Annotated in this window: 29 protein-coding genes and 1 tRNA gene; 9 read left to right on the top strand and 21 right to left on the bottom strand. The window is 39.1% G+C overall.

Annotated elements, in window-relative coordinates:
* Positions 1–277 precede the first annotated feature (277 nt).
* From purD to prmA, 6 genes are all read right to left on the bottom strand, one after another.
* Positions 278–1,564, bottom strand: a complete 1,287-nt coding sequence (gene purD, locus QQK02_RS01345) for a phosphoribosylamine--glycine ligase (RefSeq protein ID WP_284206131.1) — start codon at positions 1,562–1,564, stop codon at positions 278–280.
* A 67-nt stretch (positions 1,565–1,631) separates the two neighbouring features.
* Complete coding sequence (locus QQK02_RS01340) at positions 1,632–2,615, bottom strand: class I SAM-dependent methyltransferase (protein ID WP_284206130.1); 984 nt, start codon at positions 2,613–2,615, stop codon at positions 1,632–1,634.
* A 141-nt stretch (positions 2,616–2,756) separates the two neighbouring features.
* Positions 2,757–4,358 carry a bifunctional phosphoribosylaminoimidazolecarboxamide formyltransferase/IMP cyclohydrolase gene (gene purH / locus QQK02_RS01335; protein ID WP_284206129.1) on the bottom strand — a complete coding sequence of 534 codons (1,602 nt, stop codon included), beginning with the start codon at positions 4,356–4,358 and terminating at the stop codon, positions 2,757–2,759.
* A gap of 193 nt (positions 4,359–4,551) precedes the next feature.
* Positions 4,552–4,839 (bottom strand): DNA-binding transcriptional regulator Fis, encoded by a 288-nt coding sequence (fis, locus tag QQK02_RS01330; protein WP_284206128.1) that lies wholly within the window; start codon positions 4,837–4,839, stop codon positions 4,552–4,554.
* Between the two features lie 16 nt (positions 4,840–4,855).
* Positions 4,856–5,821 carry a tRNA dihydrouridine synthase DusB gene (dusB, locus tag QQK02_RS01325; RefSeq protein ID WP_284206127.1) on the bottom strand — a complete coding sequence of 322 codons (966 nt, stop codon included), beginning with the start codon at positions 5,819–5,821 and terminating at the stop codon, positions 4,856–4,858.
* Positions 5,822–6,021: 200 nt separating this feature from the next.
* Positions 6,022–6,903: a 50S ribosomal protein L11 methyltransferase gene (gene prmA, locus QQK02_RS01320; RefSeq protein WP_284206126.1), complete on the bottom strand. Its 882-nt coding sequence runs from the start codon at positions 6,901–6,903 to the stop codon at positions 6,022–6,024.
* Between the two features lie 180 nt (positions 6,904–7,083).
* Here prmA and QQK02_RS01315 point away from each other — a divergent pair, with 180 nt between their 5' ends.
* On the top strand, positions 7,084–7,566 hold the full coding sequence (locus QQK02_RS01315; RefSeq protein WP_284206125.1) for a putative 4-hydroxy-4-methyl-2-oxoglutarate aldolase: 483 nt from the start codon (positions 7,084–7,086) through the stop codon (positions 7,564–7,566).
* A gap of 9 nt (positions 7,567–7,575) precedes the next feature.
* Positions 7,576–8,541, top strand: a complete 966-nt coding sequence (locus QQK02_RS01310) for a siroheme synthase (protein WP_284206124.1) — start codon at positions 7,576–7,578, stop codon at positions 8,539–8,541.
* On the opposite strand, the gene QQK02_RS01305 is transcribed toward QQK02_RS01310, so the two are convergent.
* Positions 8,528–9,736, bottom strand: coding sequence for a cation:proton antiporter (locus tag QQK02_RS01305; protein ID WP_284206123.1), 1,209 nt, complete (start codon positions 9,734–9,736; stop codon positions 8,528–8,530). The two genes, QQK02_RS01310 and QQK02_RS01305, sit on opposite strands and share 14 nt — an antisense overlap.
* Before the next feature lie 44 nt (positions 9,737–9,780).
* A complete protein-coding gene (locus QQK02_RS01300; RefSeq protein WP_284206122.1) occupies positions 9,781–10,128 on the bottom strand; it encodes a hypothetical protein in 348 nt (115 codons plus the stop codon).
* 238 nt (positions 10,129–10,366) lie between these two features.
* Between QQK02_RS01300 and QQK02_RS01295 the strand changes: the two genes are divergently transcribed.
* Positions 10,367–11,626, top strand: coding sequence for a S1 family peptidase (locus tag QQK02_RS01295; protein ID WP_284206121.1), 1,260 nt, complete (start codon positions 10,367–10,369; stop codon positions 11,624–11,626).
* Positions 11,617–12,579 (top strand): FHA domain-containing protein, encoded by a 963-nt coding sequence (locus QQK02_RS01290; protein ID WP_284206120.1) that lies wholly within the window; start codon positions 11,617–11,619, stop codon positions 12,577–12,579. Before QQK02_RS01295 ends, QQK02_RS01290 begins: the two co-directional genes overlap by 10 nt.
* A 71-nt stretch (positions 12,580–12,650) precedes the next feature.
* Here QQK02_RS01290 and trpS read toward each other — a convergent pair whose 3' ends face one another.
* Positions 12,651–13,655 (bottom strand): tryptophan--tRNA ligase, encoded by a 1,005-nt coding sequence (gene trpS / locus QQK02_RS01285; RefSeq protein WP_284206119.1) that lies wholly within the window; start codon positions 13,653–13,655, stop codon positions 12,651–12,653.
* Positions 13,656–13,678: 23 nt separating this feature from the next.
* A complete protein-coding gene (rpe, locus tag QQK02_RS01280) occupies positions 13,679–14,353 on the bottom strand; it encodes a ribulose-phosphate 3-epimerase (RefSeq protein WP_284206118.1) in 675 nt (224 codons plus the stop codon).
* A 285-nt stretch (positions 14,354–14,638) separates the two neighbouring features.
* Here rpe and QQK02_RS01275 point away from each other — a divergent pair, with 285 nt between their 5' ends.
* From QQK02_RS01275 to QQK02_RS01265, 3 genes are all read left to right on the top strand, one after another.
* Complete coding sequence (locus QQK02_RS01275; RefSeq protein ID WP_284206117.1) at positions 14,639–15,325, top strand: TorF family putative porin; 687 nt, start codon at positions 14,639–14,641, stop codon at positions 15,323–15,325.
* A gap of 172 nt (positions 15,326–15,497) precedes the next feature.
* On the top strand, positions 15,498–15,986 hold the full coding sequence (locus QQK02_RS01270) for an RNA polymerase sigma factor (RefSeq protein ID WP_284206116.1): 489 nt from the start codon (positions 15,498–15,500) through the stop codon (positions 15,984–15,986).
* Positions 15,987–15,989: 3 nt separating this feature from the next.
* Entirely contained in the window at positions 15,990–16,634 is a 645-nt protein-coding gene (locus QQK02_RS01265; protein WP_284206115.1) for a hypothetical protein, read from the top strand.
* A gap of 70 nt (positions 16,635–16,704) precedes the next feature.
* Here the strand turns inward: QQK02_RS01265 and QQK02_RS01260 are convergent, their stop codons facing one another.
* Positions 16,705–17,229, bottom strand: coding sequence for an NADPH-dependent FMN reductase (locus QQK02_RS01260; protein ID WP_284206114.1), 525 nt, complete (start codon positions 17,227–17,229; stop codon positions 16,705–16,707).
* Between the two features lie 117 nt (positions 17,230–17,346).
* On the opposite strand from QQK02_RS01260, the gene QQK02_RS01255 reads away from it, so the two are divergent.
* On the top strand, positions 17,347–18,243 hold the full coding sequence (locus QQK02_RS01255) for a LysR family transcriptional regulator (RefSeq protein WP_284206113.1): 897 nt from the start codon (positions 17,347–17,349) through the stop codon (positions 18,241–18,243).
* Here QQK02_RS01255 and QQK02_RS01250 read toward each other — a convergent pair.
* From QQK02_RS01250 to QQK02_RS01235, 4 genes are all read right to left on the bottom strand, one after another.
* Positions 18,240–19,235: an alpha/beta hydrolase gene (locus tag QQK02_RS01250; RefSeq protein ID WP_284206112.1), complete on the bottom strand. Its 996-nt coding sequence runs from the start codon at positions 19,233–19,235 to the stop codon at positions 18,240–18,242. The two genes, QQK02_RS01255 and QQK02_RS01250, sit on opposite strands and share 4 nt — an antisense overlap.
* A 303-nt stretch (positions 19,236–19,538) precedes the next feature.
* Positions 19,539–19,614 (bottom strand) — tRNA-His (locus QQK02_RS01245).
* A gap of 104 nt (positions 19,615–19,718) precedes the next feature.
* Positions 19,719–19,868, bottom strand: a complete 150-nt coding sequence (locus QQK02_RS01240) for a hypothetical protein (protein ID WP_284206111.1) — start codon at positions 19,866–19,868, stop codon at positions 19,719–19,721.
* Positions 19,869–19,874: 6 nt separating this feature from the next.
* On the bottom strand, positions 19,875–20,039 hold the full coding sequence (locus QQK02_RS01235) for a hypothetical protein (protein WP_284206110.1): 165 nt from the start codon (positions 20,037–20,039) through the stop codon (positions 19,875–19,877).
* Between the two features lie 209 nt (positions 20,040–20,248).
* Between QQK02_RS01235 and QQK02_RS01230 the strand changes: the two genes are divergently transcribed.
* On the top strand, positions 20,249–20,770 hold the full coding sequence (locus QQK02_RS01230; protein WP_284206109.1) for a DUF1285 domain-containing protein: 522 nt from the start codon (positions 20,249–20,251) through the stop codon (positions 20,768–20,770).
* A gap of 1 nt (position 20,771) precedes the next feature.
* Here QQK02_RS01230 and hemN read toward each other — a convergent pair whose 3' ends face one another.
* From hemN to QQK02_RS01200, 6 genes are all read right to left on the bottom strand, one after another.
* Entirely contained in the window at positions 20,772–22,148 is a 1,377-nt protein-coding gene (gene hemN / locus QQK02_RS01225) for an oxygen-independent coproporphyrinogen III oxidase (protein ID WP_284206108.1), read from the bottom strand.
* Positions 22,149–22,273: 125 nt separating this feature from the next.
* Positions 22,274–22,594 carry a TraR/DksA family transcriptional regulator gene (locus tag QQK02_RS01220; protein ID WP_284206107.1) on the bottom strand — a complete coding sequence of 107 codons (321 nt, stop codon included), beginning with the start codon at positions 22,592–22,594 and terminating at the stop codon, positions 22,274–22,276.
* A gap of 26 nt (positions 22,595–22,620) precedes the next feature.
* The gene (locus QQK02_RS01215; protein WP_284206106.1) at positions 22,621–23,106 is read right to left on the bottom strand and encodes a DUF2489 domain-containing protein; all 486 of its coding nucleotides are present in this window, start codon (positions 23,104–23,106) and stop codon (positions 22,621–22,623) included.
* A 16-nt stretch (positions 23,107–23,122) separates the two neighbouring features.
* Positions 23,123–23,698, bottom strand: a complete 576-nt coding sequence (gene yihI, locus QQK02_RS01210) for a Der GTPase-activating protein YihI (RefSeq protein WP_284206105.1) — start codon at positions 23,696–23,698, stop codon at positions 23,123–23,125.
* Between the two features lie 633 nt (positions 23,699–24,331).
* Positions 24,332–24,862: a VOC family protein gene (locus QQK02_RS01205; RefSeq protein ID WP_284206104.1), complete on the bottom strand. Its 531-nt coding sequence runs from the start codon at positions 24,860–24,862 to the stop codon at positions 24,332–24,334.
* Positions 24,863–24,997: 135 nt separating this feature from the next.
* The gene (locus QQK02_RS01200; protein WP_284206103.1) at positions 24,998–26,779 is read right to left on the bottom strand and encodes a M61 family metallopeptidase; all 1,782 of its coding nucleotides are present in this window, start codon (positions 26,777–26,779) and stop codon (positions 24,998–25,000) included.
* Between the last annotated feature and the right edge of the window lie 7 nt (positions 26,780–26,786).

Here is a 26,786-nt window from a genome sequence, read left to right as displayed (position 1 = left end):
TGTTTAGTTTTACTATCGTTAACTAAACTTATCAAAACACTGCTTTGGGTCTACCCCGAAGAAGTGGAGCGCATTTTAGAGATTTTTGACGACACGTCAACAACTAATTTGAATTAATTTACTGTTCGGTCACTTTCTATACAAACCGCATAAATAAAGCGCTGTAAGTGTTTGATCTTTGTCTTTAGATACGAAAATAGGGTTAGAGTAACAATTTACTCTAACCCTATTTAAATAAGATACTATGGTTTTTTTATCGCTATACGATGAAAATAAACTAGCTTTTCTCGCGTTCGATCGCTCGATATGCAATATCAGTACGATACATAACATTATCCCAAGAAACTTGATCAAGTAATTGGTATGCCTTTTCCTGTGCTTGCGTTACCGATTCACCAAGTGCCGTAGCACATAAGACACGACCACCTGCCGTCACTACATTGCCATCAACTAATTTCGTTCCAGCATGGAATACTTTAGCATCTTGAGCTTGGTTTGTTTCTAAGCCTGAAATCACATCACCTTTATTATAACTTCCTGGGTACCCGCCTGCGGCCATTACAACGCCAACAGCTGCACGCTCATCAAAGGTAATATCAGCGACATCTAACTTTTGTTGGCAAGCAAGGATACATAGTTCAGTTAAATCTGATTGCAAACGCATCATAATAGGCTGTGTTTCAGGATCACCAAATCGGCAGTTATACTCGATAACCTTCGGTGTACCATCTGAAGTGATCATTAAGCCAGCATATAAAAAGCCAGTATAAGGAGCACCTTCTTTTGCCATACCTTCAACCGTAGGCATAATTACTTCATTCATAGCGCGTTGATGAATTTCTTTTGTCACAACTGGCGCTGGTGAATATGCCCCCATACCACCTGTATTCGGACCTTTATCTTCGTTATATGCACGTTTATGATCTTGGCTAGTAGCAAATGGCAATACATTTTTACCGTCAACCATTACGATAAAGCTTGCTTCTTCGCCTTCTAAAAATTCTTCAACAACGACACGGTGACCTGCATCTCCAAATGCGTTACCAGCAAGCATATCTTTAATTGCTGATTCTGCTTCTTCTAATGTCATCGCAACAATAACACCTTTACCCGCTGCTAAACCGTCAGCTTTAACAACAATAGGCGCACCCTTTTCGCGAACATACGCTAGTGCAGGCTCAATTTCAGTAAAGTTTTGATAGTCTGCAGTTGGAATTTGATGACGCGCTAAAAAGTCTTTAGTAAAAGATTTAGAGCCTTCAAGTTGTGCTGCTTTGGCATTAGGACCAAAAATCATCAAACCTTGAGCCGTGAACGCATCAACTACACCATCTACAAGTGGTTGCTCAGGGCCAACAATTGTAAGGTCAACATTTTGCTCTTTGGCAAAAGCAACTAATGCATCGTTATCAGAGATATCTAAGTTAACGTTCGTTAATTTAGGTTCAGTTGCTGTTCCTGCATTACCAGGGGCAACAAATACTTCATTAACTTGAACTGATTGAGCAGCTTTCCATGCAAGCGCATGTTCACGACCACCACTACCAATAACTAAAACTTTCATTAAGATTTCCTAAATATTTAAAACAAAAAAGAAGCCACGCAGAGCTTCTTTGATATAAAGCATTCTTTTATTGTTTAACAAACTTCAGTGTCATGCGATCACTTTCACCGATTGCTAGATACTTTGCCTTGTCTTCATCACCTAATCGTAAAACAGGTGGTAAAGTCCAAACACCTTTTGGATGATCCGCTGTATCTTTTGGGTTGGCGTTCACTTCACTTTGGTCAGCTAACTTGAAACCCGCTTTTTCGGCTAATTCAATCGTCAATGATTCAGGGAAATAACCAGTGCGTTGGTTATCAGCCCAGTTCTGGGTTGCAGGCATTCTATGCTCTACCACGCCTAATACACCACCGACTTTAAGCGCTTTGTTAGCATCAGCAAACATCATAGCCACGCCATCTTCACCCCAATTGTGTAAATTGCGGAATGTTAACACCATATCGGCTGTGCCTTCAGGTGCGATCATGTTCTCGCTGCGCGGTGTAAAGTTAGTTAGTTCAACTTCACTAAAGACTTCATCGCTTGCCATTTTTTTCACTAAACGACGGCGTGATAAACTGTAGTAATTTTCTTCATCTGTATCTGGGTAATGAGCACCATAAAGTTTACCTTTACCTTTAAGTGCAGGGGCTAGAATCTCAGTATACCAGCCACCACCAGGTGCCATTTCAACAACCGTCATTGTTGGTTCAAAACCAAAAAATATTAGGGTTTCAATAGGGTGACGGTAAACATCTCTCGCTTTGTTTTTATCACTACGATGATCACCGGCAGTTGCTTGGGTTAAGGCAAGCATCGCTTGTGACCTTTGCTTAGTTGCTTCTTCTACCTCAGATTTAACTGCTTCAACTTGCTCAACAAGATCAGCTGATCGTTCTTCTTTTACAGGGGTTTGAATGTCTTCTTTGCTTTCAATCGCTTTTACATCTGTTGTTTGTTCTACTGGTGTTACTTCATTATTTGAAGTTGGCTGTTCTTGACGCACGACGAACCAATAAACAAGTGTAATAGCAATAACGGCAATGATTATTTTTTTTGTTGTAGACATAGTCTTTCCATTACTTAAAAAGTTATAACAGTTTATAGCAGATTTCTGGAAGATGTTCAGCGCAATTGATGAACTGACAAACAAGAGAAAACATAGTAATTCGCTTGTTTGCCAGTAATTCCCTTAAATTAAAATAAGGAATTAGTGATTGAAATGACGCATACCGGTGAATACCATTGCGATACCGTGCTCGTCTGCAGCGGCAATAACTTCATCGTCACGCATTGAACCACCCGGTTGGATAACTGCAGTAATACCAGCAGCTGCTGCCGCATCTAAACCATCTCGGAATGGGAAGAATGCATCAGAAGCCATCACGGAACCTTTAACTTCAAGGTTTTCATCAGCGGCTTTAATACCAGCAATTTTAGCAGAATATACGCGGCTCATTTGACCTGCACCAACACCAATTGTCATGTTGTTTTGTGCATAAACAATTGCGTTAGACTTCACGTATTTTGCTACTTTCCAACAAAATTGTAAGTCACGTAATTCATCTTCAGTTGGTTGGCGCTTTGTCACAACTTTTAATTCGTCTTGTGTCACTTTACCTTGGTCACGATCTTGAACAAGTAAACCACCGTTAACACGTTTGAATGCAAAACCTGTTGTTTGTGTTGTCCATTGACCACACGTTAATAAACGCACATTTGGTTTCGCTGCAACAATTTGCTCTGCTTCTTTAGAAACGCTTGGTGCAATAATCACTTCAACGAATTGGCGAGAAATAATCGCTTCGGCAGTATCGGCATCGAGTTCACGGTTAAATGCGATAATGCCACCAAATGCTGAAGTCGGATCAGTTTTAAACGCTTGCTCGTATGCACCAAGGATATTCTCACTAATCGCCACACCACACGGATTTGCGTGTTTAACGATTACACATGCTGGTTCATCAAATTCTTTTACACACTCTAATGCAGCATCTGTATCAGCAATGTTGTTGTACGACAATGCTTTACCTTGAAGTTGAGTTGCTGTAGCAACTGACGCTTCTTCTGGCTGTGCTTCAACATAAAATGCCGCGTCTTGGTGAGAGTTTTCACCGTAACGTAAATCTTGCTTTTTAATGAATTGACTATTGAAGGTACGTGGGAATTTGTTCTTTTCTTCAAACGATGGCGCTTGCTCTTCTATGCCATGTGCAGCAAGCATTTGACCAAAGTAATTAGCAATCATACCGTCGTAACTTGCAGTATGCTCGTATGCAGCAATCGCAAGGTCAAAACGTGTATTGTAGGTTAAAGAATCTTGATTTGCGTCCATCTCTGTAATAACACGATCGTAATCGTGAGCATTTACAATAATGGTAACGTCTTTATGGTTTTTTGCTGCTGCGCGAACCATCGTTGGACCACCGATATCAATGTTTTCGATAGCATCTTCTAAACGACAATCGTCTTTCGCAACTGTATTGGCAAACGGATACAAGTTAACAACAACCATATCAATCGCACTGATATTGTTCTCACCCATAACGACTTCATCCATACCACGGCGAGCTAAAATGCCACCATGTACTTTAGGGTGAAGGGTTTTTACACGACCATCCATAATTTCAGGGTGACCTGTGTAATCTGAAACTTCTGTGACTTTGATGCCATTTTCGGCAAGCAATTTGGCTGTACCGCCAGTTGATAAAATATCAACACCCTTTTGAGCAAGTTTTTGGGCGAATTCTACAATACCAGTTTTATCCGACACGCTAAGTAGTGCGCGTTTAATTGGGCGAGGGGTATCCATGTTATTTAGTTTACCTTTAACAATAATTTTGGTCTGGCCTGTGACACATATCCTTGGCTACTTTCCTAGCAATGTAGCTCCTAGCTACATATCTTGTTGACCTACATACTAACCATTTGGACAACATTTTAACTTTCCATAAGTAAAAAAGCACCCTAGGGTGCTTTTTTATGGCAGGTATTCCTGCGAATTTTTAGTTCATGCCGTATTTCTTTAACTTCTTACGTAAAGTACCACGGTTAATGCCTAATAAGTTAGCTGCTCTTGTTTGGTTACCACGAGTATACTTCATAACTTCTTCTAACATTGGTGCTTCAATTTCTGAAAGCACTAACTCGTACATATCGTCTACATCATTACCATTTAATTGTGATAAGTAATTGCTGATCGCCATTTTAGCTTGAGAGCGTAACGGAGACGCCTCAGTCTGAGTTTGTAAGTTACCAGTAACGAATGGAGAGGAAATATTTTGTTCAAACATAAAGTTCAGACTCTTTCTAAGTTAAATTATCAAAATACTGATTTAATAGCGCCAACTGTTCTTCAGTGGACTCTAAGCCATTAAACCTTGATCGAAACGTTTTGTCTTTGTCATGCGATTGCATATACCAAGACACATGTTTACGGGCTATTCGTAGCCCCATAAAATCACCATAAAAGCGGTGTAATTCCTTCACGTGCTCAATTAATATGGTTCGCACCTCATCCATATCTGGTGCCGGTAAATAAGTACCATTTGCAAGGTAGTGGTTAATCTCTCGAAAAATCCATGGTCGACCTTGTGCTGCGCGTCCAATCATAACGGCGTCTGCGCCGGTATATTCCAGAACAAACTTTGCTTTCTCTGGGTCTGTAATGTCACCATTAGCTACCACGGGAATATCAATTGCTTGCTTAATCGCTTTAATGGTTTGGTATTCAGCCTCACCTTTATAAAAATCACAACGTGTTCTACCGTGAACAGCAAGTGACTGTATGCCATTAGCTTGAGCAATTTTAGCAATTTCAACGCCATTACGAGTGCTTTCACACCAGCCAGTACGTATTTTTAAAGTTACCGGAACATCAACAGCGTCGACAACTGATTTAACAATTGCTTCAACTAATGAAGGCTCTTTTAAAAGCGCTGAACCCGCTAACTTCTTATTCACTTTTTTTGCTGGGCACCCCATATTGATATCAATAATTTGGGCACCATTTTCAACATTTACCTGAGCTGCAAAAGCAAGTTCTTGCGGATCCGATCCAGCAATTTGTACTGAACGAATACCGGCTTCACTTGTGTGCACCATACGCTTTTTAGATTTCTCGGTATGCCATACTTTTGGATTTGCCGAAACCATCTCGGATACTGCTAAACCCGCACCTAATTGACAGCATAAGCGTCTAAAAGGTTGATCAGTGATCCCTGCCATTGGGGCAAGAAAAACATTACTTGGTAAGCTGTATGAACCTATTTTCACGTTGGTGTTTTTTTGAGCTCTTGGTCAAAAGGGCGCACAGTTTACGTGTTTTTTTTAAGATTGAAAAGGATAGAAATTGAACAAAAAGCAATTTTTTCACGCTTTTTGATATTGACATTTGACAAATTATTTAATCGTGCAAAATTTAAGCACTAGCTACCAAACTCTGCACGAAAATAAAAGTAAAAAATTAGTGGGATTTAGTGTCTTTTTCCCGATAAACGTACCCAATCTTCTTGCACTGCAACTGGATCCATGTCACACCATTGACTGTATATTTCTACCAGTCCTTGTGCTTGATCTTCTAAAACACCCGATAGAGCTAACAACCCTTTGTCTCCAACATAGGCGGTAATTGTTGGCGCTAATTCACGCAATGGCCCTGCAAGAATATTTGCAACCACAACATCTGCAGTCATCGTCGGTTGATCTTTTGGTAGATAAAGCGCTAATCGATCTTCTACGCCATTGCGTTTTGCGTTTTCTTTACTAGCTTGCAATGCTTGTGGATCTATATCTATACCTATCACCTTTTTAGCACCAAGCTTCAATGCTGCTAGAGATAAAATACCTGAACCGCAGCCAAAATCGACAACCGTTTTACCGGTTAAATCTAGACCGTCTAACCAAGTCAAACATAATGCGGTTGTTGGGTGGGTACCGGTGCCAAAGGCAAGCCCGGGATCAAGCATCACATTTACAGCGTTAGGCTCAGGTACTTCTCGCCAGCTAGGGCAAATCCACAATCGCTCACCAAACTTCATTGGATGGAAATTATCCATCCATTCTCGCTCCCAGTCTTTGTCTTCAAGTTGCTCTAACTTATAGGCCATGTCTTTTTTGTCTGGGTGAATACCTTGTAAGTAGCTTATTACCTTGTCCATATCATGGCTTGCATCAAACAACCCCATGACAACGGTGTTATGCCAATAGATAACTTCGTCACCAGGCAAAGGTTCATATATCGGGGTATCTTTCGCATCAATAAACGTTACCGCTTGGGAGCCAGCGGCCATTAGCCATTCACTATACTTTTCAGCCGTTTCTTCATTAGCGCTTAATCTAAGCTGTATCCAAGGCATGGGTTTTCCAATAAAACAAATTTCCTATAGTTTATACCAATTTCGACTACAGAATCACTATTACCTGCGACGCAAGACCTGTAAAATTGTGATGAATTGGCACTATTAAGCAATTAAATATCGTCTCTATTGCATTTTTAGCCTGATGTCAGTCAAATGAACTAGCTGATGGAGAATAGTATGCTTGATTTATTACCTGATTTATTTGACAAATACCCTAACCAATTACGCTTAGCTAACGTACCTTTTATCGACTTTGGCGCAAAAACATGCTTTTTTGGTGAAATAGTTACCATTGATTGCTTTAATGACAATTCTAAAGTAAAAGAATTATTGGCCACATCCGGCCAAGGTAAAGTGCTAGTAGTTGATGGTCATGCTTCAATGAATAGAGCCCTATTAGGAGACATGATTGCTGAAAGTGCCGTAAAACACGATTGGCAAGCGGTGATCATTAATGGATGCATTCGTGACGCAGGAACTATTGGTACATTAGATATTGCAGTCAAAGCATTGGGTACTTGTCCCATTAAGACCGAAAAGCTCGGCCAAGGTCAAACAAACATAAGCCTGCACTTTGCTGGTTTAACATTTGTCCCAGGTCAATACATTTATGGTGATAAAAATGGTATCGCTGTAAGTGACAAACTACTCATAATATAAAGGAATAACATGCGCTACTTCCCCGTGTTTCTAACCGCTAAAAAATTGAACATTATGATCATTGGTGGCGGTGAAGTGGCAGCGCGTAAAATTGAGTTAATGTTAAAATGCACCGCTAACATTACTGTAGTTTCTGCCCATTGTTCAGATATGGTGTCTCGATTAATTCATACTGAGAATTTACATTGGCTTCGTGAAAATTACCGGCCGGGGCTAATGGACGATTGCAATATCGTTATCGCAGCAACTGACGATGAAGCCGTTAACAAATCTGTTTATGAAGAAGCTCAGTCACTAGGTATTTTAGTTAACGTTGTCGATCAACCTGAGCTATGTGACTACATTACGCCATCGATTATTGACAGAGACCCTATGCTCGTTGCGATTTCAAGCTCAGGAAGCTCGCCAGTCTTAGTGCGAATGCTTCGGGAGCAAATTGAAAAGACACTGCCACAAGCCTACGGTCGTTTAGCGGAATTTGGCTATAAATTTCGCGATCATGTTAAAGCCCGTATCAAAGGGGTCAGAAATAGACGGCTTTTTTGGGAGCAAGTGTTTCAGGGAGATATTGGTGAAAAGATACTAAATCATCAAACACAGTCGGCAGAATTAACCTTTATCAGTCGTTTAAAAGACAGCAAAATGTCGTCATTAGGCAGCATTACCTTTATTCATACAAAAGAAGGTAACCCCGATCACTTAACGTTGAAAGCACACCGAGCACTGCAATTTGCTGATGCGGCTTTTTATGATGAGAATGTAAATCCAGATTTTATCGAATATGTGCGCCGCGATGCCGATAAATTCCCACAGGATATTCCAAGTACGACTATTATTAACTATCAGCATGCCCTTGAGTTAGCTGAAGCGGGTCAAAAGGTTATCTATTTATTATCTGGCTACCAAGAATTACCTAAAAACCTTGCCTATCAATCAAGCGACATTACTAAAGTAGAACTCGTTAACGGTGACTAACGCTTTTTCGATACCAATTGACTATCGGTAACGCTGAAACGCCATGCAAAATAATACTGAGAAAAACAGTTAATACTATTATCGCGATTGGGTACTGATAACCTTCTCTAGATACCGTCGCGATAAATATCAGCAAGTAAAGTATTGATGCAATGCCACGCGGACCAAACCAAGCGTAAATACATTGCTCTTGCCAATCGACTTTACTACCAATTAAGCTGACAAAGACAGGTAGCATTCTAACCAGGGTTAAACTCAACAGCGCATATAACAATGCGTTCAAATCCCAATATTCAAAGGAATAGGGAACCATCACAAAGCCAAATAATAAAAAGACAAACAGCGTTAATTGTTGCCCTTCCGCCTCACCAAACTCCTGAATACGTAAACGAATTGTATGATTTTGAACACCAAAAAAGTAGCCACAAACAAACGCAGCGATAAAGCCATTACCATGAACAACCTCAGCAACACAGTACGCGAGAATAGGTAATGCAAGAGAGCATAAGCTTTGGTATACCGGTGCCATCCATTGTTTAATTGCTGACTTTTCGACATATTTTCCGCCAAACCAACCAATAAGGCCACCAACGATTGGTCCTAAGATCAATTGTGTGGCAATAAACAGCAACCAGGTCATTTCACTATTATTAACCACCTCACCACTAATAATCGCAATGCAAATAACGATTGCCGGTAAACTAATACCGTCATTCAGACCACTTTCCACACTGATATTTTGCTTAATACGTTCAGGCAAGAGTGGAGACTTGATTAACGACTGGCCAAGCGCAGCGTCGGTTGGCGTTAGCATCAAGGCAACCAGAGCGATAATCGCCAAGGATAAGGAGTCAAACATGAGATAACCAACAAAAAAACCACTGATTGCAGTAAGCGGTAAGCCAATTATCAATAATCGCGAACCAACACTCGAGGGGCCATTTTTTAAATGTTTATGGTTTATTTCCGAAGCATCAACAAATAACACAATAATTAAGGTTAACTCAGCAAGCAACTTAACCGGTGTGGCTAGTTGCCCATAATCACTTGGCTCTCCATTAAACAAACTAAGTGACACACCAACGAAGGTGAAAAACATCGGTCCGGTTAAGAAAAAGCTTTCACTGACTTTAGATACACTGCCGTAAAGCAGCATTAATAGGGCGCAAATTATAACGACAACGTGCATTTCCATATGATCGAAGGAACAATTGGGTAATAGATAAACTTTATCGTTAATTACTTAAAAGTAAATAAAGAATTGTTGCCTAAGTATTTTTGGCGGAGGTTTAGGTACTTTTCCGATTGAACAAATTCGTATAGTTCTCGATCGAAGTCTTCTTGAATGGCCTCTTCTTTAAAAAGGATATGAACGTCAGTGGGTTCGAAGATCGCTTCGACATGAAATTCGTCAATATTCATCACGCCATAAAGTTTCGTATTGAGTAACAACTTTTCGTTTCTTGCATGTTCTGTTGGCGTATAAAGTGCTCGATGCCCGGTCTTTTTCAAGACTGCATCAACAAGCTCTAGCTGATAGCCAGTTTTAAAGTCGTTATAAATATAGGGCAGTTTTGTTTGGCCCACAGCTAAATTAACGTCTTTAGCTTTGAGCTAAAATAAGCTGATAATTAATTGCTACAACTAAAACACAAAAGGTACTTGTTGCAAAAGTTATCATAGTGCATAGATTACACACACCACTGTTCAACCAGTTATGATAGATTGTAATTTTAGGTATTTAATTGCTTTTGATTGAATTTATGAAGCAAATACCGTATCTATGGTAGTTCTGCATTAAAGAGTTTTAACTTAAGGAATCTGAATGAAGCGCGTTTTTTGTTTACTGTTTGCGATTTTAAGCATATCAGTAAACGCCAAAGAACAAGCGGGACAAATTTTCGAACAATTAGCCCCCTCTCTTTATCAAATTAAAATAATTGAATTAGTCAGTGGTGAGAAAGCGACTATTGGCTCTGCATTCCAAATAACGAAGGGCGGCTTAATTGCCACCAACTATCATGTTGTTTCTGGCTATGCTCGTCACCCTGAAAAATATAAAATGGAATATTTAGATAACGACGGCAATAAAGGCGAGTTATCTTTAGAAAGTGTAGATATCATCAATGATTTAGCTTTAGTCAAAAAGCTTGATGATGAAGTTTCTCAAAATCCTATTTTTGAAATATCACAACAAGCACCACTTAAAGGTGAAGAGCTTTTTTCTTTAGGTAATCCACATGATTTAGGTATGATTGTGGTGCCTGGTACCTACAATGGTTTATTGCCAGACTCATTCACCGACAAAATTCATTTCACGGGTTCAATAAATTCAGGTATGAGTGGTGGTCCTGTAGTCAATGGCGACCTCAAAGTTGTTGGCATTAATGTAGCGACCTCAGGTAATTCAATCGGTTTTTTAATTCCACACGACAAACTGCAAGCCCTATATAATGAATACCTTGTCGAGCCACCTACTGACATCACAGGCCAAATAGCTCAGCAACTTAAGGCTCACCAAGCGAAGTTAATTGAAGAGGTGCTCGTAAGCAATTGGTTACAAAAACCGTTAGGTAAAGGCTCAATTCCAACAATTGATGCGCCCTTTATTAGATGTTGGGGTGACTCGAACGCCGATAAAGAAAGTGCACTTTTATTATCTGCTGTTGCAAGTTGCTCGTTGGAAGATAACACCTATATTGAAAATAACTTTTTCACAGGTCATTTAGTGATGGAGTATCGTTACCTTTCTGCTAAAGATATTAGTGATACAAAATTCTACCACCTTTATAATCAAAAAATATTAAGTGCGCGCGCATACAACAAAGTACAAAAAGACGATGTCACAGAATTTAGCTGTCAGCACGATATTATCTCACCTGAAAATCAAACCATGACACAAAAAGCTGTTTTTTGTGCACGTGCGTATAAAGATTTCCCCGAGCTTTATGATGTGATTTATTTATCAGCATCTGTTGATAAAAACCAACAAGCGCTGATTAGCAACTTTACGTTATCAGGAGTAAAACAAGAAAGTGCATTCGCTTTTATGGAAAAGTTTATTGAGGCGGTAGCATGGCAGTAATCGTAGTAGAACAAATTAATCGCGGTAAAAAACTGATTTGTCGTGACCGCTTTGAATCAGACAGCGTTGAAATAGGACGTAGTTACCAAAATGACATCATTATTGATGATCCACATATTTGCCCAGAACACTTAAACATTCAATTTGATGGCGAGCATTGGGTCGTTCATGATCAAGATTCACTCAATGGGTCTTTCTTAGATGAAAGTAAGCAAAATGCAGATAAACACATTTTGCATTCAGGCGACATTATTAGCATTGGTAAAAGCCAGTTAAGAATTGTTTTTCCAGATCACCCTGTCAGTGCTACGGTAAAATTCAGCCCGTTCGAAAGTTTAATTGAGCGCACAAGAAAACCAGTCAGCTTAGTATTTAGTTTAGCTATTTTTACGCTAATGTCTGGCTACTTGTTATACCTAGGAAAGCAAACGGAAGTTACTTTCACGCAAGTATTTGTGCCAGCTATAGGTATGACACTTGGCTTTAGCTTATGGCCAGCAATTATCTCGTTGATTTCTCATTTAACGAAAAACGATGCACGTTATTGGTCTCAAATTGGTATTAGCTTTCTGATTTTTAACTTTTTCTGGTTCAGCGATATCATTGAATATGTATTACATTTCAATTTATCGAGTGCTTGGCCTGTCTCATGGATTACATCACTCTTGCCAATTACCCTAGCGTTCTGCCTATTCTGGCTAAACTGCTACATCGGTTTCCATATGAGCGGTAAAAAACGTGTGATTATTTCAGCGAGTTTATGTTTGCTAATATTCGGTGGCACTTACTTAGTGAGTTTGAGTAACAAACCTGATTTTAGGGATCGCCCCACTTATGATGCAACGATAATGACGCCTAACTTTTTGATTGCTCCTAGCACGCCAGCGAATGAGTTTATTGAAAACGCGAAGCAAGTTTTCGAAAAAGCTGAGAAGAAAAAAGACGAAGATTAGTCACTAAGTAATAAATGAAAAAGGGCTGAGTTCAATGAACTCAGCCCTTTTTTAATGCGTTAAAATGTATCTTATGGCTTTGGAATAAAACCAACCGCTTGATAAACCTTCTCAAGCACTGCATCTGCTCGTAAAGAAGCTTTATGAGCACCATTTCGCATGACGTCATTCATAAACGCACGATCATTCCGGTACTGTGCATAACGCTCTTGAATGGGTTCAATCATCGCAACAACTGCATCTGCTACGTCGCCTTTTAAATGACCGTACATTTTATCTTCATATTCAGGCACTAAGCTTTCTACAGACTTGCCAGTAACACATGATAAAAGTGACAGTAAATTTGATACGCCAGGCTTTTCCTTCACATCAAAGTAAATGCGCGCTTGCTCATCTGAATCAGTCACAGCAGACTTAATTTTCTTACTTATTTTCTTTGGCGTCTCTAATAAGCCAATAAAGTTTTTCGGATTTGCATCAGACTTAGACATTTTCTTAGTCGGCTCTTGCAAGCTCATTACACGCGCACCAAATTCTGGAATATAAGGTTCAGGTACAGTAAAAATGTCACCATAAAGGTTATTAAAACGCGTAGCTACATCTCTTGCTAATTCTAAATGTTGCTTTTGATCGTCACCCACAGGCACTGCATTGGTATTATATAAAAGGATATCTGCTGCCATTAGCACAGGGTATGTAAATAGTCCGGTGTTAATATCTGCACCAGCACGCGTCGACTTATCTTTAAATTGAGTCATACGATTTAGCTCACCCATTTGCGCATAACAATTTAATACCCAACTTAATTGGCTATGAGCTGCGACATGAGACTGCATAAAAATAGTACTTTGCTCTGGATCAACGCCACATGCCATATATAAGGCTAAGGCATCCAAACATGCTTCGTGCAATTCTTTTGGATCTTGACGAACGGTAATCGCGTGTAAATCAACAATAGAGTAATAGCATTCATGGCTTGCCTGCATATCAACCCACTGCTTCAACGCGCCTAAATAATTACCTAGCGTTAAAGAACCAGATGGCTGACAGCCACTTAATACGATTGGTTTTGACATAATTTCCTCAATGGGTATTTAACTTAATTTTTTACGGTAGCTAATTCTGCGCGCATTTTATCGATAACGGCTTTATAGTCTGGCTGCGAGAAAATAGCAGAACCTGCGACAAACATATCGGCGCCTGCCGCGGCTACTTCTGCAATATTATCAACCTTAACGCCACCATCAACTTCTAAACGAATATCATAACCACTATCAACGATGCGCTGTTTGACTTGTCGAAGTTTATCTAACGTAGAAGGAATAAAAGACTGACCACCGAAGCCAGGGTTCACAGACATTAATAAAATAACGTCTAACTTATCCATGACGTGATCTAAGTAATGCAACGAAGTGGCAGGGTTAAAGACTAATCCAGCCTTACAACCACTTTCTTTTATTAATTGTAACGTACGATCAATGTGCTCTGATGCTTCAGGGTGAAACGTAATAATACTTGCACCAGCTTCAGCAAATGCTGGAACAAGTGAATCAACCGGCTTGACCATCAAATGAACATCAATTGGCGCAGTAATGCCGTAATCACGTAATGACTTACAGACCATTGGCCCAAAGGTTAAATTAGGGACGTAGTGGTTATCCATCACATCAAAATGGACGACATCAGCGCCTGCAGCTAACACCTTAGCTGTATCTTCGCCTAGACGAGCAAAATCAGCTGATAAAATAGATGGTGCGATTAAAAATGAAGACATACATTCCCCCTACAATTTTGTGTGCGCTACTTTACCGAAAGCACATCCAATAATGAAGTAATAATACGTAGTTCTTTCGACTATTTTTGCACTTTTTTTGAACAACGCGCACCAGCATGGCGCAAAAAGCATCAATTCCGTAAACTCTACAGTTATCACCACTTACATAAGCTGATGATAATTAACAAATAATTATTTTTATTTTATGATTTTCAACTCAGGCACTGTCTTTGCTGGCATAGTGTTAACAAAAATTTATAATATAAAAACACTTAAGGGTATAACATGAAAAAATCAATTTTATCAGTAGCTTTGTCTACAGTAATAGCAAGTAGTGCGCTAGTTTCAACTCAAGCTTCAGCTGTTGACGGCTTATCTGCAAACGTAGGTTTAACAAGTAACTATTTATGGCGTGGTGTGTCACAAACTGATGACGCTGCTGCGATTTCTGGTGGTATCGATTACGCTTCTGAATCTGGCTTTTATGTGGGTACTTGGGCATCAAACGTAGACTTTGGTGACGCAGCAAGTTACGAGTTAGATTTTTACGCTGGTTTCGGCGGTGAGTTTGGTGAAGGTTTTGGTTATGACGTTGGTTATATTTACTATGCATACCCAGATTCAGCTGAAGTAGATTCAGCAAACGAATATGATTTCGGTGAAGTATACGGTAGCCTTTCATACGGTGCATTCTCTGTATCAGCAAACTACGGTGTTCATGCACAAGATGCGGGTGAACTATTTGAAGATGCATTATACCTAAGTGCTGACGCTGCATTTGAAGTTGCAGACGGTTTAGAGCTTGGTTTACACATTGGTAACTACTCTTTTGATATTGACGGTGCAGACGATTACACAGATTACGGTATAAGCCTAAGCAAAAGTGGTTTCACACTTGCTGTTTCTGACACTGACTTAGATGACGATGACATGAAAGTTGTTATCTCTTACTCAATCGATATCGATTTATAAGTAAGTAAAGCCTCTCATAAAAAAGCAGCCTAATGGCTGCTTTTTTATTGCCTCTTTTTTAGTTTTTTCACACCGCTCCATATAAAAACTAAAATATTTTTTCCTAGATGTAATAAATTGATTATTAGCGCCACTAACTTAAGCAAACAAATACAAGGATAATCAATTTCAAATGGGAAGTGATTTTTATCAACTATCGATATTACCTTACGCCGGTATTATTATTAAAATTTGTCGCGCTTATACAAATAACCAAGAAGACTTTGAAGATTACTACCAAGAAGTTTGCTTGCAAATTTGGCGAAGTAAAGACAACTTTAATCATGATAGTCAGTGGTCTACATGGATTTACCGCGTTTCATTAAACGTTTGTTTAACCTATTTAAAACGTGATTCAAAAAGTAGTCGCCAGCTTGCATCCGATAGCTTACCAGACGAAGTGATTGATGATAGTAAGGCGTTCGTCAATGATGATATTAATGAGCTATACAATGCCATTAAGCATTTATCAGAAACTGATCGCGCCATTATCCTCCTTTATTTAGAAGAAAAATCTTATCTCGAGATCGCCGACATTGTCGGAAGCAGCACCAACAACATCGGTGTGCGTATTACTCGCATCAAAGATAGGCTTAATCAGTTTTTACAGGAAAAGGACTAAACTATGGCTAAATCAATTGAATCAATGTGGAAACAAGGCTTTTTATCGGAAGAGTCACTTTCAGCGCCTAAAATAAATGATCTTTACGGTCGTAAATCACAAAACATCGTTGATAAACTTCAGCGGATGTTCGCCATCAATATTAAAGCGATTGTCATTGGTAGCGTCATTATGCTCATTATGATGACATTGATAGGCGCACCGATTCTTGGTGTATATATGTGCTGTTTATTGGCGCCACTCGTATATATCGCGCAAAAAGAGCTTAATAAAACAAATGGGCTGTCTAAAGGGCAAAGTAGCTATGATTATTTAATAAATTTCAATAACTGGTTACAAAGCTCTATCAAAACTTACGCAAAGTACTATCAATACTTTTACCCTTTGTTATTTCTAGGTATGGCAATACAAGCCCTTGCGAGTAAAGCAGGTGGTAAAATTGTCGATTTGCTATTACTTAAGTTGCCGACATCTTGGGTTATTTTAGGTCAACCCTATTACTTGATCATCGCAATTGTCTTAGTGACCTTGTTAATGATCAAATACGCTGATGCCCTCTACCGACTCGATTTAAATATTGTTTATGGGCGTCAGTTCAAAAAGCTAAAGGAGTTAATCGCCGATATGGAAGAACTCAGAAACGGCTAATAAGTGTATCCACTCAAACAGTGCTCGCCTATCAATAGGTAGGCGAGCATGCTGACAACCCAATGTGCATTTAAACTAATTGCCCAACGGCTTCATTTAACGCTTTGTCTAATTCTGGATTTATCAACACTCGTTTTTCCATATCGAAGTTATCGAAAAAGCTAGGAACAGATAATGATGCTTTTACTTGTGCTGCAAAAAATGGTGCTGAATTTACCGCAGAAGAAAGCACAGAATTAGCGCCTCCTGGTCCAGGTGAAGTCGCTAACATAACCATAGGTTTGTTTTGAAAAACTTTCATATCGATACGTGATGTCCAATCGAATAAGTTTTTATAAGCCGCCGTGTAACTACCATTGTGTTCGGCAAATGAAATGATAATAGCGTCTGCATCACCAATCTTTTTATAAAATTGTTGGGCTAACTTCGGCTGCCCCAATGCTTCTTCACGTTGAGGCGAATAAATTGGCATTTCAAAATCGTTTAAATCTAACGCTTCTACATTTGCCCCTTTAATTAACGATCCCGCATATTTTGCTAATTGTTGATTGATTGAAGTGGTAGAGTTTGTTGCTCCAAATACTAATACGTTCATTATTGCTCTCCTAAACCTAGTTCGTTAATTTCGTTCATTGCAGTAACTTGACGATTTTTAGTATATATTAGCCACAATAAGAGATTAATAACCTAAAAAGACAAACACTGTTTCTATATGACTCATAATAAATTATTCGACGGGATTGTTATTTTTGTTCATGTTGTAAAAAGTGGCGGCTTTTCGGCAGCAGCTAATGATCTTGGCCATTCCACCTCTTTTATCAGTAAAGCACTGAATAAGCTCGAAGCAAAACTTGGCGTGAGATTATTAAATAGAACGACACGCTCTATTAGCTTAACACCTGAAGGCAAACTCTATTACCAACACTGCCAACAGCTCATTGATGATGCTGAATCCGCCTTTGATTTAGTGACACAGAATGACTTTAACCCCAAAGGCCGTTTAAAAGTGAGTTGTCCCGTTCAATTTGCTCATAAACACCTAACACCTATAATTGAAGAATACTTATCACGTTACCCTAACGTGAATATTGACCTTAATTTAAGTGATCGTCATTTAGATGTTATTGGTGACGGCTACGACTTGGTGATTCGTGCGACGGCTCAACTTGATGAGTCTAGCTTGATTTGTCGAAAAATATACAGCGCTAAGGGTTATACAGTTGCTGCTAAATCTTACCTAGATAAACATGGGTTGATATATCATCCTCGGGAATTATCAAAGCATCACTGTATTTGCTATTCAAACCTTAAATTCCCAACAAAGTGGGATTATCTAGAAAAAGATGGTCGACACTTTATCGTAGACGTTAAAGATAAAATTAGCTGTAACGACGGTAATATGTTGCTATCAATGGCATTATCAGGCCAGGGTGTAGCTAGGCTGCCAGACTTTTATTTAAATGAACATATCGGCAACGGAAACCTAACTCTGCTATTTCCTGACTTACCAACTAAACCGATAGATGTCTTTGCTATTTACCCTAGCAAGCAACACCTGTCGCCCAAAGTAAGAGCATTTATTGATTTAATTACCGAACAACTTCACTAACCAAGCTCATAGTAGTTTTTTGCCGGTACATACTGCCAACCATCAGCGTGCTCACCACGATGACCGTTAAGTACTTTTGTGAAAAATTCACCGACTGCAGGGTTACTTTTGCCAGGCGTAAACCATGGTCTATGGCTCACGCCAACTCCTTCACCATCAGTAAAATCAAAGTACTTGGCTTGCTGCATCACACAATTATCTGAGCTATTACCTAACCTGTTTGGATTAACAACATCAGAGCCGGCAAGCACATAGTCTTTGTCGTTAATCGTAATATAGACACGTGCGTCATTTACTATTTTAGCGACCCACAATTCATGTTGATAAGAGTCGGCATCACCTTGATGGAGAATAACGTTTGAGAAAACCTTAAATTCATTATCATACGTACTACTTTTGACAAATTCCTCAACCAAAAAATTACCTAAGCTATGAACAATAAAATTTAAGTTTACCTCGCAATGTGCCGACTGAAATTGATTCACATAAGTAGAAAAGAACTCTAAAAAGCGCTCAAATGCAACAACCGAACGTTTGGCATTTTTGACTGCGCGTTGATATTCTTTATGTTTTAGCCAAAACTCCTGAGGGCCTGGATTAGAAGGCCACGAAAAAGTAATGACATTAACGCCATACGATGCGAGCTCTTCACACTTACGTAAATTCTTATCTAAGCTTTGGTTAAAACCATGGGTAAACACAAGCCAATTAACCGGCTTGGCACCATCAGCTCGATCTTGCTCTATTTGCCTCATAACCGCTTTGAAGGTTTCAAATAACTTGGGCTTGCGATAACTAGGATTCGCGGGATTTGATAGCAGCTCTAATTGCCAATTAGATGCACTCTGAGGGTCTGTTTCTCGCTGCGCTAGAGCAATGTTGAGTTGCTCTGATCCTTTTGGATTTAAATCATCGCCAAATAAACCTTCATCGTGCCTGTTTTTATCTACATTACGATTACTAACAACAATAATTTTACCTTTCACGTCCATATTTTTCGCCCTTAAATCCATGGAAGTTAACACTCATGTGCTAGCTGTTGTTCTATAGCATAGCGTAAAAAGAGAAACGCACAATTACGTAAAAGTAAAAATATTAATTTGTTTGAGCGCAGATGATGACGGTCGTGTTTATTTTGTTTTAGGCATAAAAAAACACCTTAACGGTGTTGAGAAAAGTGGGGTGGCTAATGGGATTTGAACCCGCGCCAATCAAAATTAGCGGAATCACCTGTGATGACGGTCGTGTTTATTTTGTTTTAGGCATAAAAAACACCTTAACGGTGTTGAGAAAAGTGGGGTGGCTAATGGGATTTGAACCCACGACAACCGGAATCACAATCCGGGGCTCTACCAACTGAGCTATAGCCACCACAAAGGTTTGCTAACTTGAACAAGTTAGGTCGCGGATTCTAAAGAGAATATCAAACGAGATCAAGGCAATTTTCAAATTTTAGCGGATTTTTTTCTATTCTATTACTCTACTTCAGTGCTATCGTGGATTTTATCTTCGATATAACACTGCTTAGGCAGGCTGTTCTCTAGGTATGCCAGGCTCGAGCGCTTCATATGAAAATCTATTGCATACAAAATATCCCCCTGCTCGTTGATATCAACAATATCCATCACCCCTTACTCACCAACAATAAGTTCAGGTTCTGCGAACGTACCTTCTTGGATGGGCTTATCTACTTGAAAAGATTTGTATACCAGATGATCTTCTTCCCTTGTACCGTATACCAACCATTTATCATTTGAATACAGTTGAAGCTCACTCGCATTGTCAGGGCTACGCACGCTAATTTTTCGGCAATAGCACTTGCTATCACATCATGGTTAGATGGTGTTAACGCACAACCACTTAATACAGCTATTGAACCGATAAAAAGGTTAAACCTTTAAGAATCGTTTTCATCTCTAGCCTGGATATTTTTGTTTTTGTATTACAAATTTAATTTAACATGGCTTATGATTAAAGCTTAACAACTATATTGCTCAACCCTTTTATGTCATTAGATAGTTTACTTGCCCAATTATCATCGCAATCATCAATGCCACCTGTTGAACAGTGGAATCCCGACTATTGTGGTGAAATTGATTTGATCATCAAAAAAGACGGGACATGGTTTTATCAAGGCACGCCATTTAAACGAATGAACATGGTTAAACTGTTTGCTTCGGTGATTAAAAAAGAAGCGCAAGATTACTTTTTAGTGACGCCAGTTGAAAAAATTAAAATTAGCGTAGAGCATTACCCGTTTGTTATCACGCACTGGCAATGGCTTGATGAAAACAAGCAAGATATGGTGCTGTCAACAAACCTTGGTGACACATTTTTGCTTGATGCAGAGCACCCATTAACGATAGATAATGAAGACAACCTAATAGTCACCGTGCGACGAAACCTGCACGCCATCGTACACCGAAATGTCTATTACCAATGGATTGAAGAAGCTAAAACCAGCCAAGATAATACATCGCTGGTTATTCACAGTAATGGACAATCTTTTGTATTGGGTCAGTTATAAGCTAAATAACGCGAGAGAATCGCTGTTGGTTTAGGTGACGTTTCATATACGCGTCAAAGCTCATGCAAATATTACGGATCAATAATCGCGCACGTGGCGATACCATAATGGTCGTTTGAGCGTTATCAACCAAGCCATCATCAATAAATGTTTGTAAGGAAATCAGCTCCTGCGCAAAATACTGATCAAAACAAATATCGTGCTTTTGTTCGATACTTTGCTTATCAAGAAATAGGTTACACATTAGCTCACGAATAACATCACCACGAATTAAATCGTCTTTCGTCAAGGCAATGCCACGCTCTAGGGCATGCTCTTTTTCGTCAATCGCTTGGTAATATGGTGTGAGCTCTTTAATGTTTTGACTATAACTATTGCCAATTGCGCTGATAGAAGAAACCCCTAATCCTAACAAGTCACACTCGCCTTTCGTTGTATATCCTTGAAAGTTACGATGCAATTGGCCTAATTTTTGTGCCATGGCAAGTTCATCACTCGGCTTAGCAAAATGATCCATACCGATAAATTCATAGCCATAAGTAGAAAGCGTTTCAATCGCTTGGCGCATCAAAGAGAGTTTTTCATCAGCATTTGGCAACCACTCATCTTTAAGTTTACGTTGAGCGGCAAAACGACTAGGTAAGTGGGCGTAACTAAACAATGAAATTCGGTCAACATCAAACGCGTTAACTTGCGCTAAGGTTTTCGCAAAGGTTGCTTGATTTTGATGTGGTAAGCCGTAGATCAAATCCACATTAACGGAGTCAAACTCAAGTGCCTTAGCACGTTCAATGAGTTGACCAATGAATGTTGTTGATTGAACACGGTTAATCGCTTCCTGAACTTTTTCATCAATATCTTGTACACCAATACTAATGCGATTAAAGCCAAGTGCTTTAAGCTCGTCAATTTTATTGACTTCGATTTCACGAGGATCGATTTCAATACTCATTTCAATGCTTTGGGTAAACTCAAAACTCGATTTTATCTTGTTAATTAAACGCGTTAACTGAGCATCAGTTAAAAAACTTGGTGTTCCGCCACCTAAATGAACTTGTCTTACTTTATAACGTTCGAACAAGGGAGCTCTATAATCAATTTCTTTAAGCAAGTAATCTAGGTAAACATCCGCTTTATCTTGGTGACGTGTAACGATTTTGTTGCAACCACAGTAATAACAAAGGCTATGACAAAACGGTATATGAATATATAACGACAGTTCCTCTGAAGGTGATTGATCAATTGCTTGAATAAGGTCAGGTTCTTGAAAGTTCTCACTAAATTCAAGCGCCGTAGGGTAAGAAGTATATCGAGGGCCACTTGTATTATATTTAGCAAGTAACGTTTTATCGAAAAAGTGGCTGATATTTGTTGTCATGATAACGGTTAACCTTAAATAGAAGTGTTAACATTTTATCAAACAACTCAGGGAGAAAGTGTTGATCAAACGCAACAAAAGGTAATTTACCTCTCGTTGCGTCAAATGGTTTTATTGGCAGAAAGTTAAGCCGCTTTCTCAGCACATGAAATGCATTGAATCGCAGCTGGTTGCACTGCTAAACGCTTTAGCGCTATATCTTCACCACATGTTTCACAAGTACCGTAAGTGCCGTTTTCAATACGGTTAATCGCATTACTTAATTGTTGAATTTCTACTTTAGCTTCAGATTCTAATGCGTTGAGCACTTCATCATTTTCACGTTCACTAGCAAGTTCAGCCCAATCGCTTTCATTTGCTTTGGCAAAATCGTTATGAATAGCTTCAATACGCTGCTGAAGTTCAACAATGCGTTTAGTAAATTGTGCTTTTAGTTCTTGTGTCATAGCCACCTCGACAAATGCATTCTATTTTACATGTCGTTTGCTAAAACAGCTAAGCGCTCCGTTGTATATTGACGCAATAAAGGTAGCGTAGTTGAAACACCCTCTAGGCACTGAGCTTCAACCTTCATTCGTTCCAGGTCTTGCTTCATTCGATCGCGTTTAGCCATTTGCTTACGTTCATCTAAAATAGATAAATGTTTAATTTGCTTATATAAATTAAATATAGCAGGAAATTCATTTTCCATCTGAGTACTGAGCTTGAGTGAATCTAATAAAACACTTAAACGCCAGCATCCTTCACTATAGTCACATTGTTCTTCTTGCATTGCTTTGACTATGATCAAAACACTTTGCAATATTTTAGTATCGTGGCTTGCTAATGCTTTTTGTTGAGCGACCTTTTTCTCTTCTTGTTCAATGCGCTGCTTTTTGACCAACCAAAGTAATCTGCCAGCATATACTGACAACGCTAAAATAATTAATAACGCAGCCAACATTAAAACAATTGTCATTGTACTATTCATCTAACTACTCAACGTCAAATTGATCATCGTTAAACTTATTCCATAACTCGTCTTCAGAAAGCGGCTTTTCATCAGTATTGTCGATGTCTCCTTCTGTTTCGGGCACATCATCAATACCTAGTTGTTCACTAAGCGCTTCATGACGGTCCATAAGTTCATTATATAAATCAACCTCTTCTGCCGTTAAAGCTTGCTCAGCGTCCATTTTTTCAATGATAGCCTGCAACTGAGGGTTTTCCTCAATTTGCTCGAGTTCTTGCCATAGTTCTTTACTCGCAGCTTCAGTCGAGCTTACTGCAACAATTTTAGGCAAGGTCGATGGTTTAACCGGTTTTGGCTTATTAACCTTCGCTTTAATTGGCACACCTAATGAGACAGGCTTTTTACTACCAACGCGTGGATCTTTATTGCCTTGATTTTGTTGCCCCTCTGCACTCTCTTTAACTTGGTGACGACTACCAGGCTTATTACCTTTCTTTTTGCGAATACGCTTGTCTACGTCAAACTCTGTGGCAGATTCTTGCTTAAGCTGTCCGCTGCTGCCTCTACCCGGCTTTCTTGATTTTTTCTTTCGTGTCATGATTTCACGCTCAATCGACCTAATTACTAAATTACGCCTATTTTACGATATTATGGTGAGAAATGGGTACTTGATTAAAAATTAAATCCCAGAAAGGAAAAAAGCGATGACTAAGTCATCGCTTTTGTGGAAAAAATTGCTCAAATCGCAATTGAAATACTCCAAAATCTTATTGGCGTCCTACCTAATAAATACTATCCCTGTTTATTCTGACATTTCCTGTTTTTATTATTACTTTCCGTATAAGCTTTTATTGTTTTTGGTCTTCCTAACACTTTCTTGGCAATCCCTTTTCAAGCCCTCCTGGACCGAAAAAATTCCTTCCTGAATACGAGTAAACCATCCGTGTTTCTAATTTACATCTACTTCAGTTGATATCTTGCTTCCAATGCTAAAATCACTTCCATATTTTTAAGTTGCTACCTTGTAGCTACGTATTACTTTACTGATAATATTTTATACAGCAAGCGAATTATGACAAAACATTTACACTTTTTTACATTTAGTTAATATCTTCTTGTTTTTATTATTAAAAAATAACCTTTTTTTTTTAAGTTTATTGGTTGTTTATCGAACAACAAATAACCAATAAATATACAAGTGTAATTTTAAATAACTAAATACTATTAAAAATTAGTCTTGTTCATGCAACCAGGCCGCATGTGTCGGCGCTACTTTAGTCGTTGACCACTCTTCTACCATTAACGGTGCAACACGCTTTAATTCAGCCATTTGCTCAATACTGCCAGAATTAGCCGCTAATTCTAAACGATGACCATTAGGGTCAAAGAAGTAGATTGATTTAAACACACCGTGATTTACTGGGCCTAAAACCTCAACACCTTTACTGACTAACTCATTCTTTGCATTCACTAAAGCATCGATATTTTCAACTTCAAGTGCGATATGTTGTACCCATTTAGGGGTATTCTCATCACGCCCCATATCTGGTGAATTTGGTATTTCAAAAAAAGCTAAAACATTCCCCATACCTGCATCTAAAAAGATATGCATATAAGGATCCGGCTCTTTCGTTGACGGTACTTCATTTTCAGCGATTGCTACCGTAAGCTCCATATTGAGCATCTCTTTATACCAATCAACAGTTTCTTTAGCATCTTTACATCGGTATGCGACATGGTGAAAACGTTTAATATCAATCATAGTTATTGTCTTTTTTATCAATTTATACGGCAATATTTACCACAATACGCCATTCGTCAGCTATAAAACGGCGGAAATAGCTGTGGTAACAACCGTCAGGCTTTTGCTACAGGTGTAAATTTTTTAATACACACGTTAGACAATACTTAGCCACTGCTCAGTGCGATTCGGCGCCAAAGTCGTCAACTTAACGCCAGCTAATGGCGAATCATTAACGCTAAGTTCACCACAAAGAAGCTTATCATCTCTAAAGTAATGGCAAGTTAAACTTGTCGTTAGCGGCATATGAGATAACAACAGGGCAAGACTTTGCTCGGTTACCTTCATTGAATCAACAGCGACTAAAATGTCGTTGACGGCTAAGCCGGCGTTAGCAGCAGGAGAGTTTTCAATTACCGAGGAAATCTTTAACCCTGCAGCCGTTTGTTGATACATGGCACCAATATAAGGTCTAACATCTTCCGTATCAGTGGTATCTAAGCTATTTAATTTATCGAATTTAACTAGTGCAAATTGAACGCCAACCTGAGATAGTTGCTCAGTCAAATCATAGGGAGCTTTAGCATTCAAACGTTCATAAAACGCCGTAGACATATCCTGTTGGCATAAATCATTAAATACCGTTAAATAATCTTCCGTTTTTGTACCTTTTTCATCCTTACCAAAACGCTGCCACATAACTTTCATCAAGCTATCTAGGCTCTTTTTACCTTGAGTCATTTGCCTAAGCGTTAGGTCTAACCACAAGGCAAATAAAGAGCCTTTCGTGTAATAGCTCACGATATGATTCGGTGCTTCTGGTCCTTGTTGATAGAATTTAGTCCAAGTATAAAAGCTCGACTCCACGATACTTTGTTTGTATTCACCTGGCCCTCGATAAACACGCGTCGCCGTTTTACTTAATAGCGCTAAATATTCATCAAAAGAAATGATCCCCGTGCGCACGAGGGAAAAGTCGTCGTAATATGATGTTATGCCTTCATAAGCCCATAACTGCTCTGTATATACTTCTTGAGACAAATCATAAGGAACAAATTCTTTCGGTTTTAATCGACAGACATTCCATGCATGAAAGTATTCATGGGAGCACAAGCTTAAATAGGTTTTATAGCTATCGGAAAGTTCGTCCGGTTTTTGTGGGTTAGGTAAATCAAAACGACCCGCTTGTAATATCGTTGAATTTTTATGCTCTAGACCACCAAACCCTTTCGCTTGCAAATGTGTGATGAACCAGTACTCGTTAAAAGGCGCTTCTTCAAATAGGTCAATATGGTGCTGACAGAGTTTAGTAATATCTCTTACCATGCGCTCTCGATCACCAAAGTGCTCGCTGGTAAAGACTAAATAGTGTGGAATACCGGCAACTGTAAATTCACTGACGTCAAAATCACCTAACGCAACAGGGCAATCAATCAGGTGTTGATAGTCGTTTGCCTGATATTTGCCAAAGGCATAAAGATCGGTACCCTGAGCTCTTTCAAGACCTGTTGCAACACGCCACGTAGTTAATTGTTCGTTTGGATGAATGGTTAATTGACAAGGAAGCGATGCTAATTGCTCAACACATAAAAACGTTGAGCTGCCATTAAAAAAGCCTCGCTGGCTATCGAGGTAGGCGGTTCTAACCGATAAATCGAATGCGTGAACATAATAGCTTAGCGTGGCATGCTCACTTTGGGCACAAAATTGCCATGTTTGTTTATCAACACGTGCTAACTCAATTTCTGTATTTTTTTTGTCTTTTGCCGATAACTCAATCAAGTTTTTTGAAAAATCACGAATCATATAACTACCTGGTAACCAAGCAGGTAATGACAAGGTATATGATTGACCAACTTCGGTATTAAAATCGACGCTGACTAAAAAAAGATGGTTATTTACGTTAACAGGTGTGATTTGGTAATTTACTGAGCTCATATTGGCA

It is taken from the genome of Thalassotalea eurytherma (genome assembly GCF_030161415.1).
Classification (GTDB): domain Bacteria; phylum Pseudomonadota; class Gammaproteobacteria; order Enterobacterales; family Alteromonadaceae; genus Thalassotalea_G; species Thalassotalea_G eurytherma.
The sequence above is the reverse complement of the archived record's forward strand: the minus strand, read 5'-3'. Positions and strand labels throughout refer to the sequence as shown.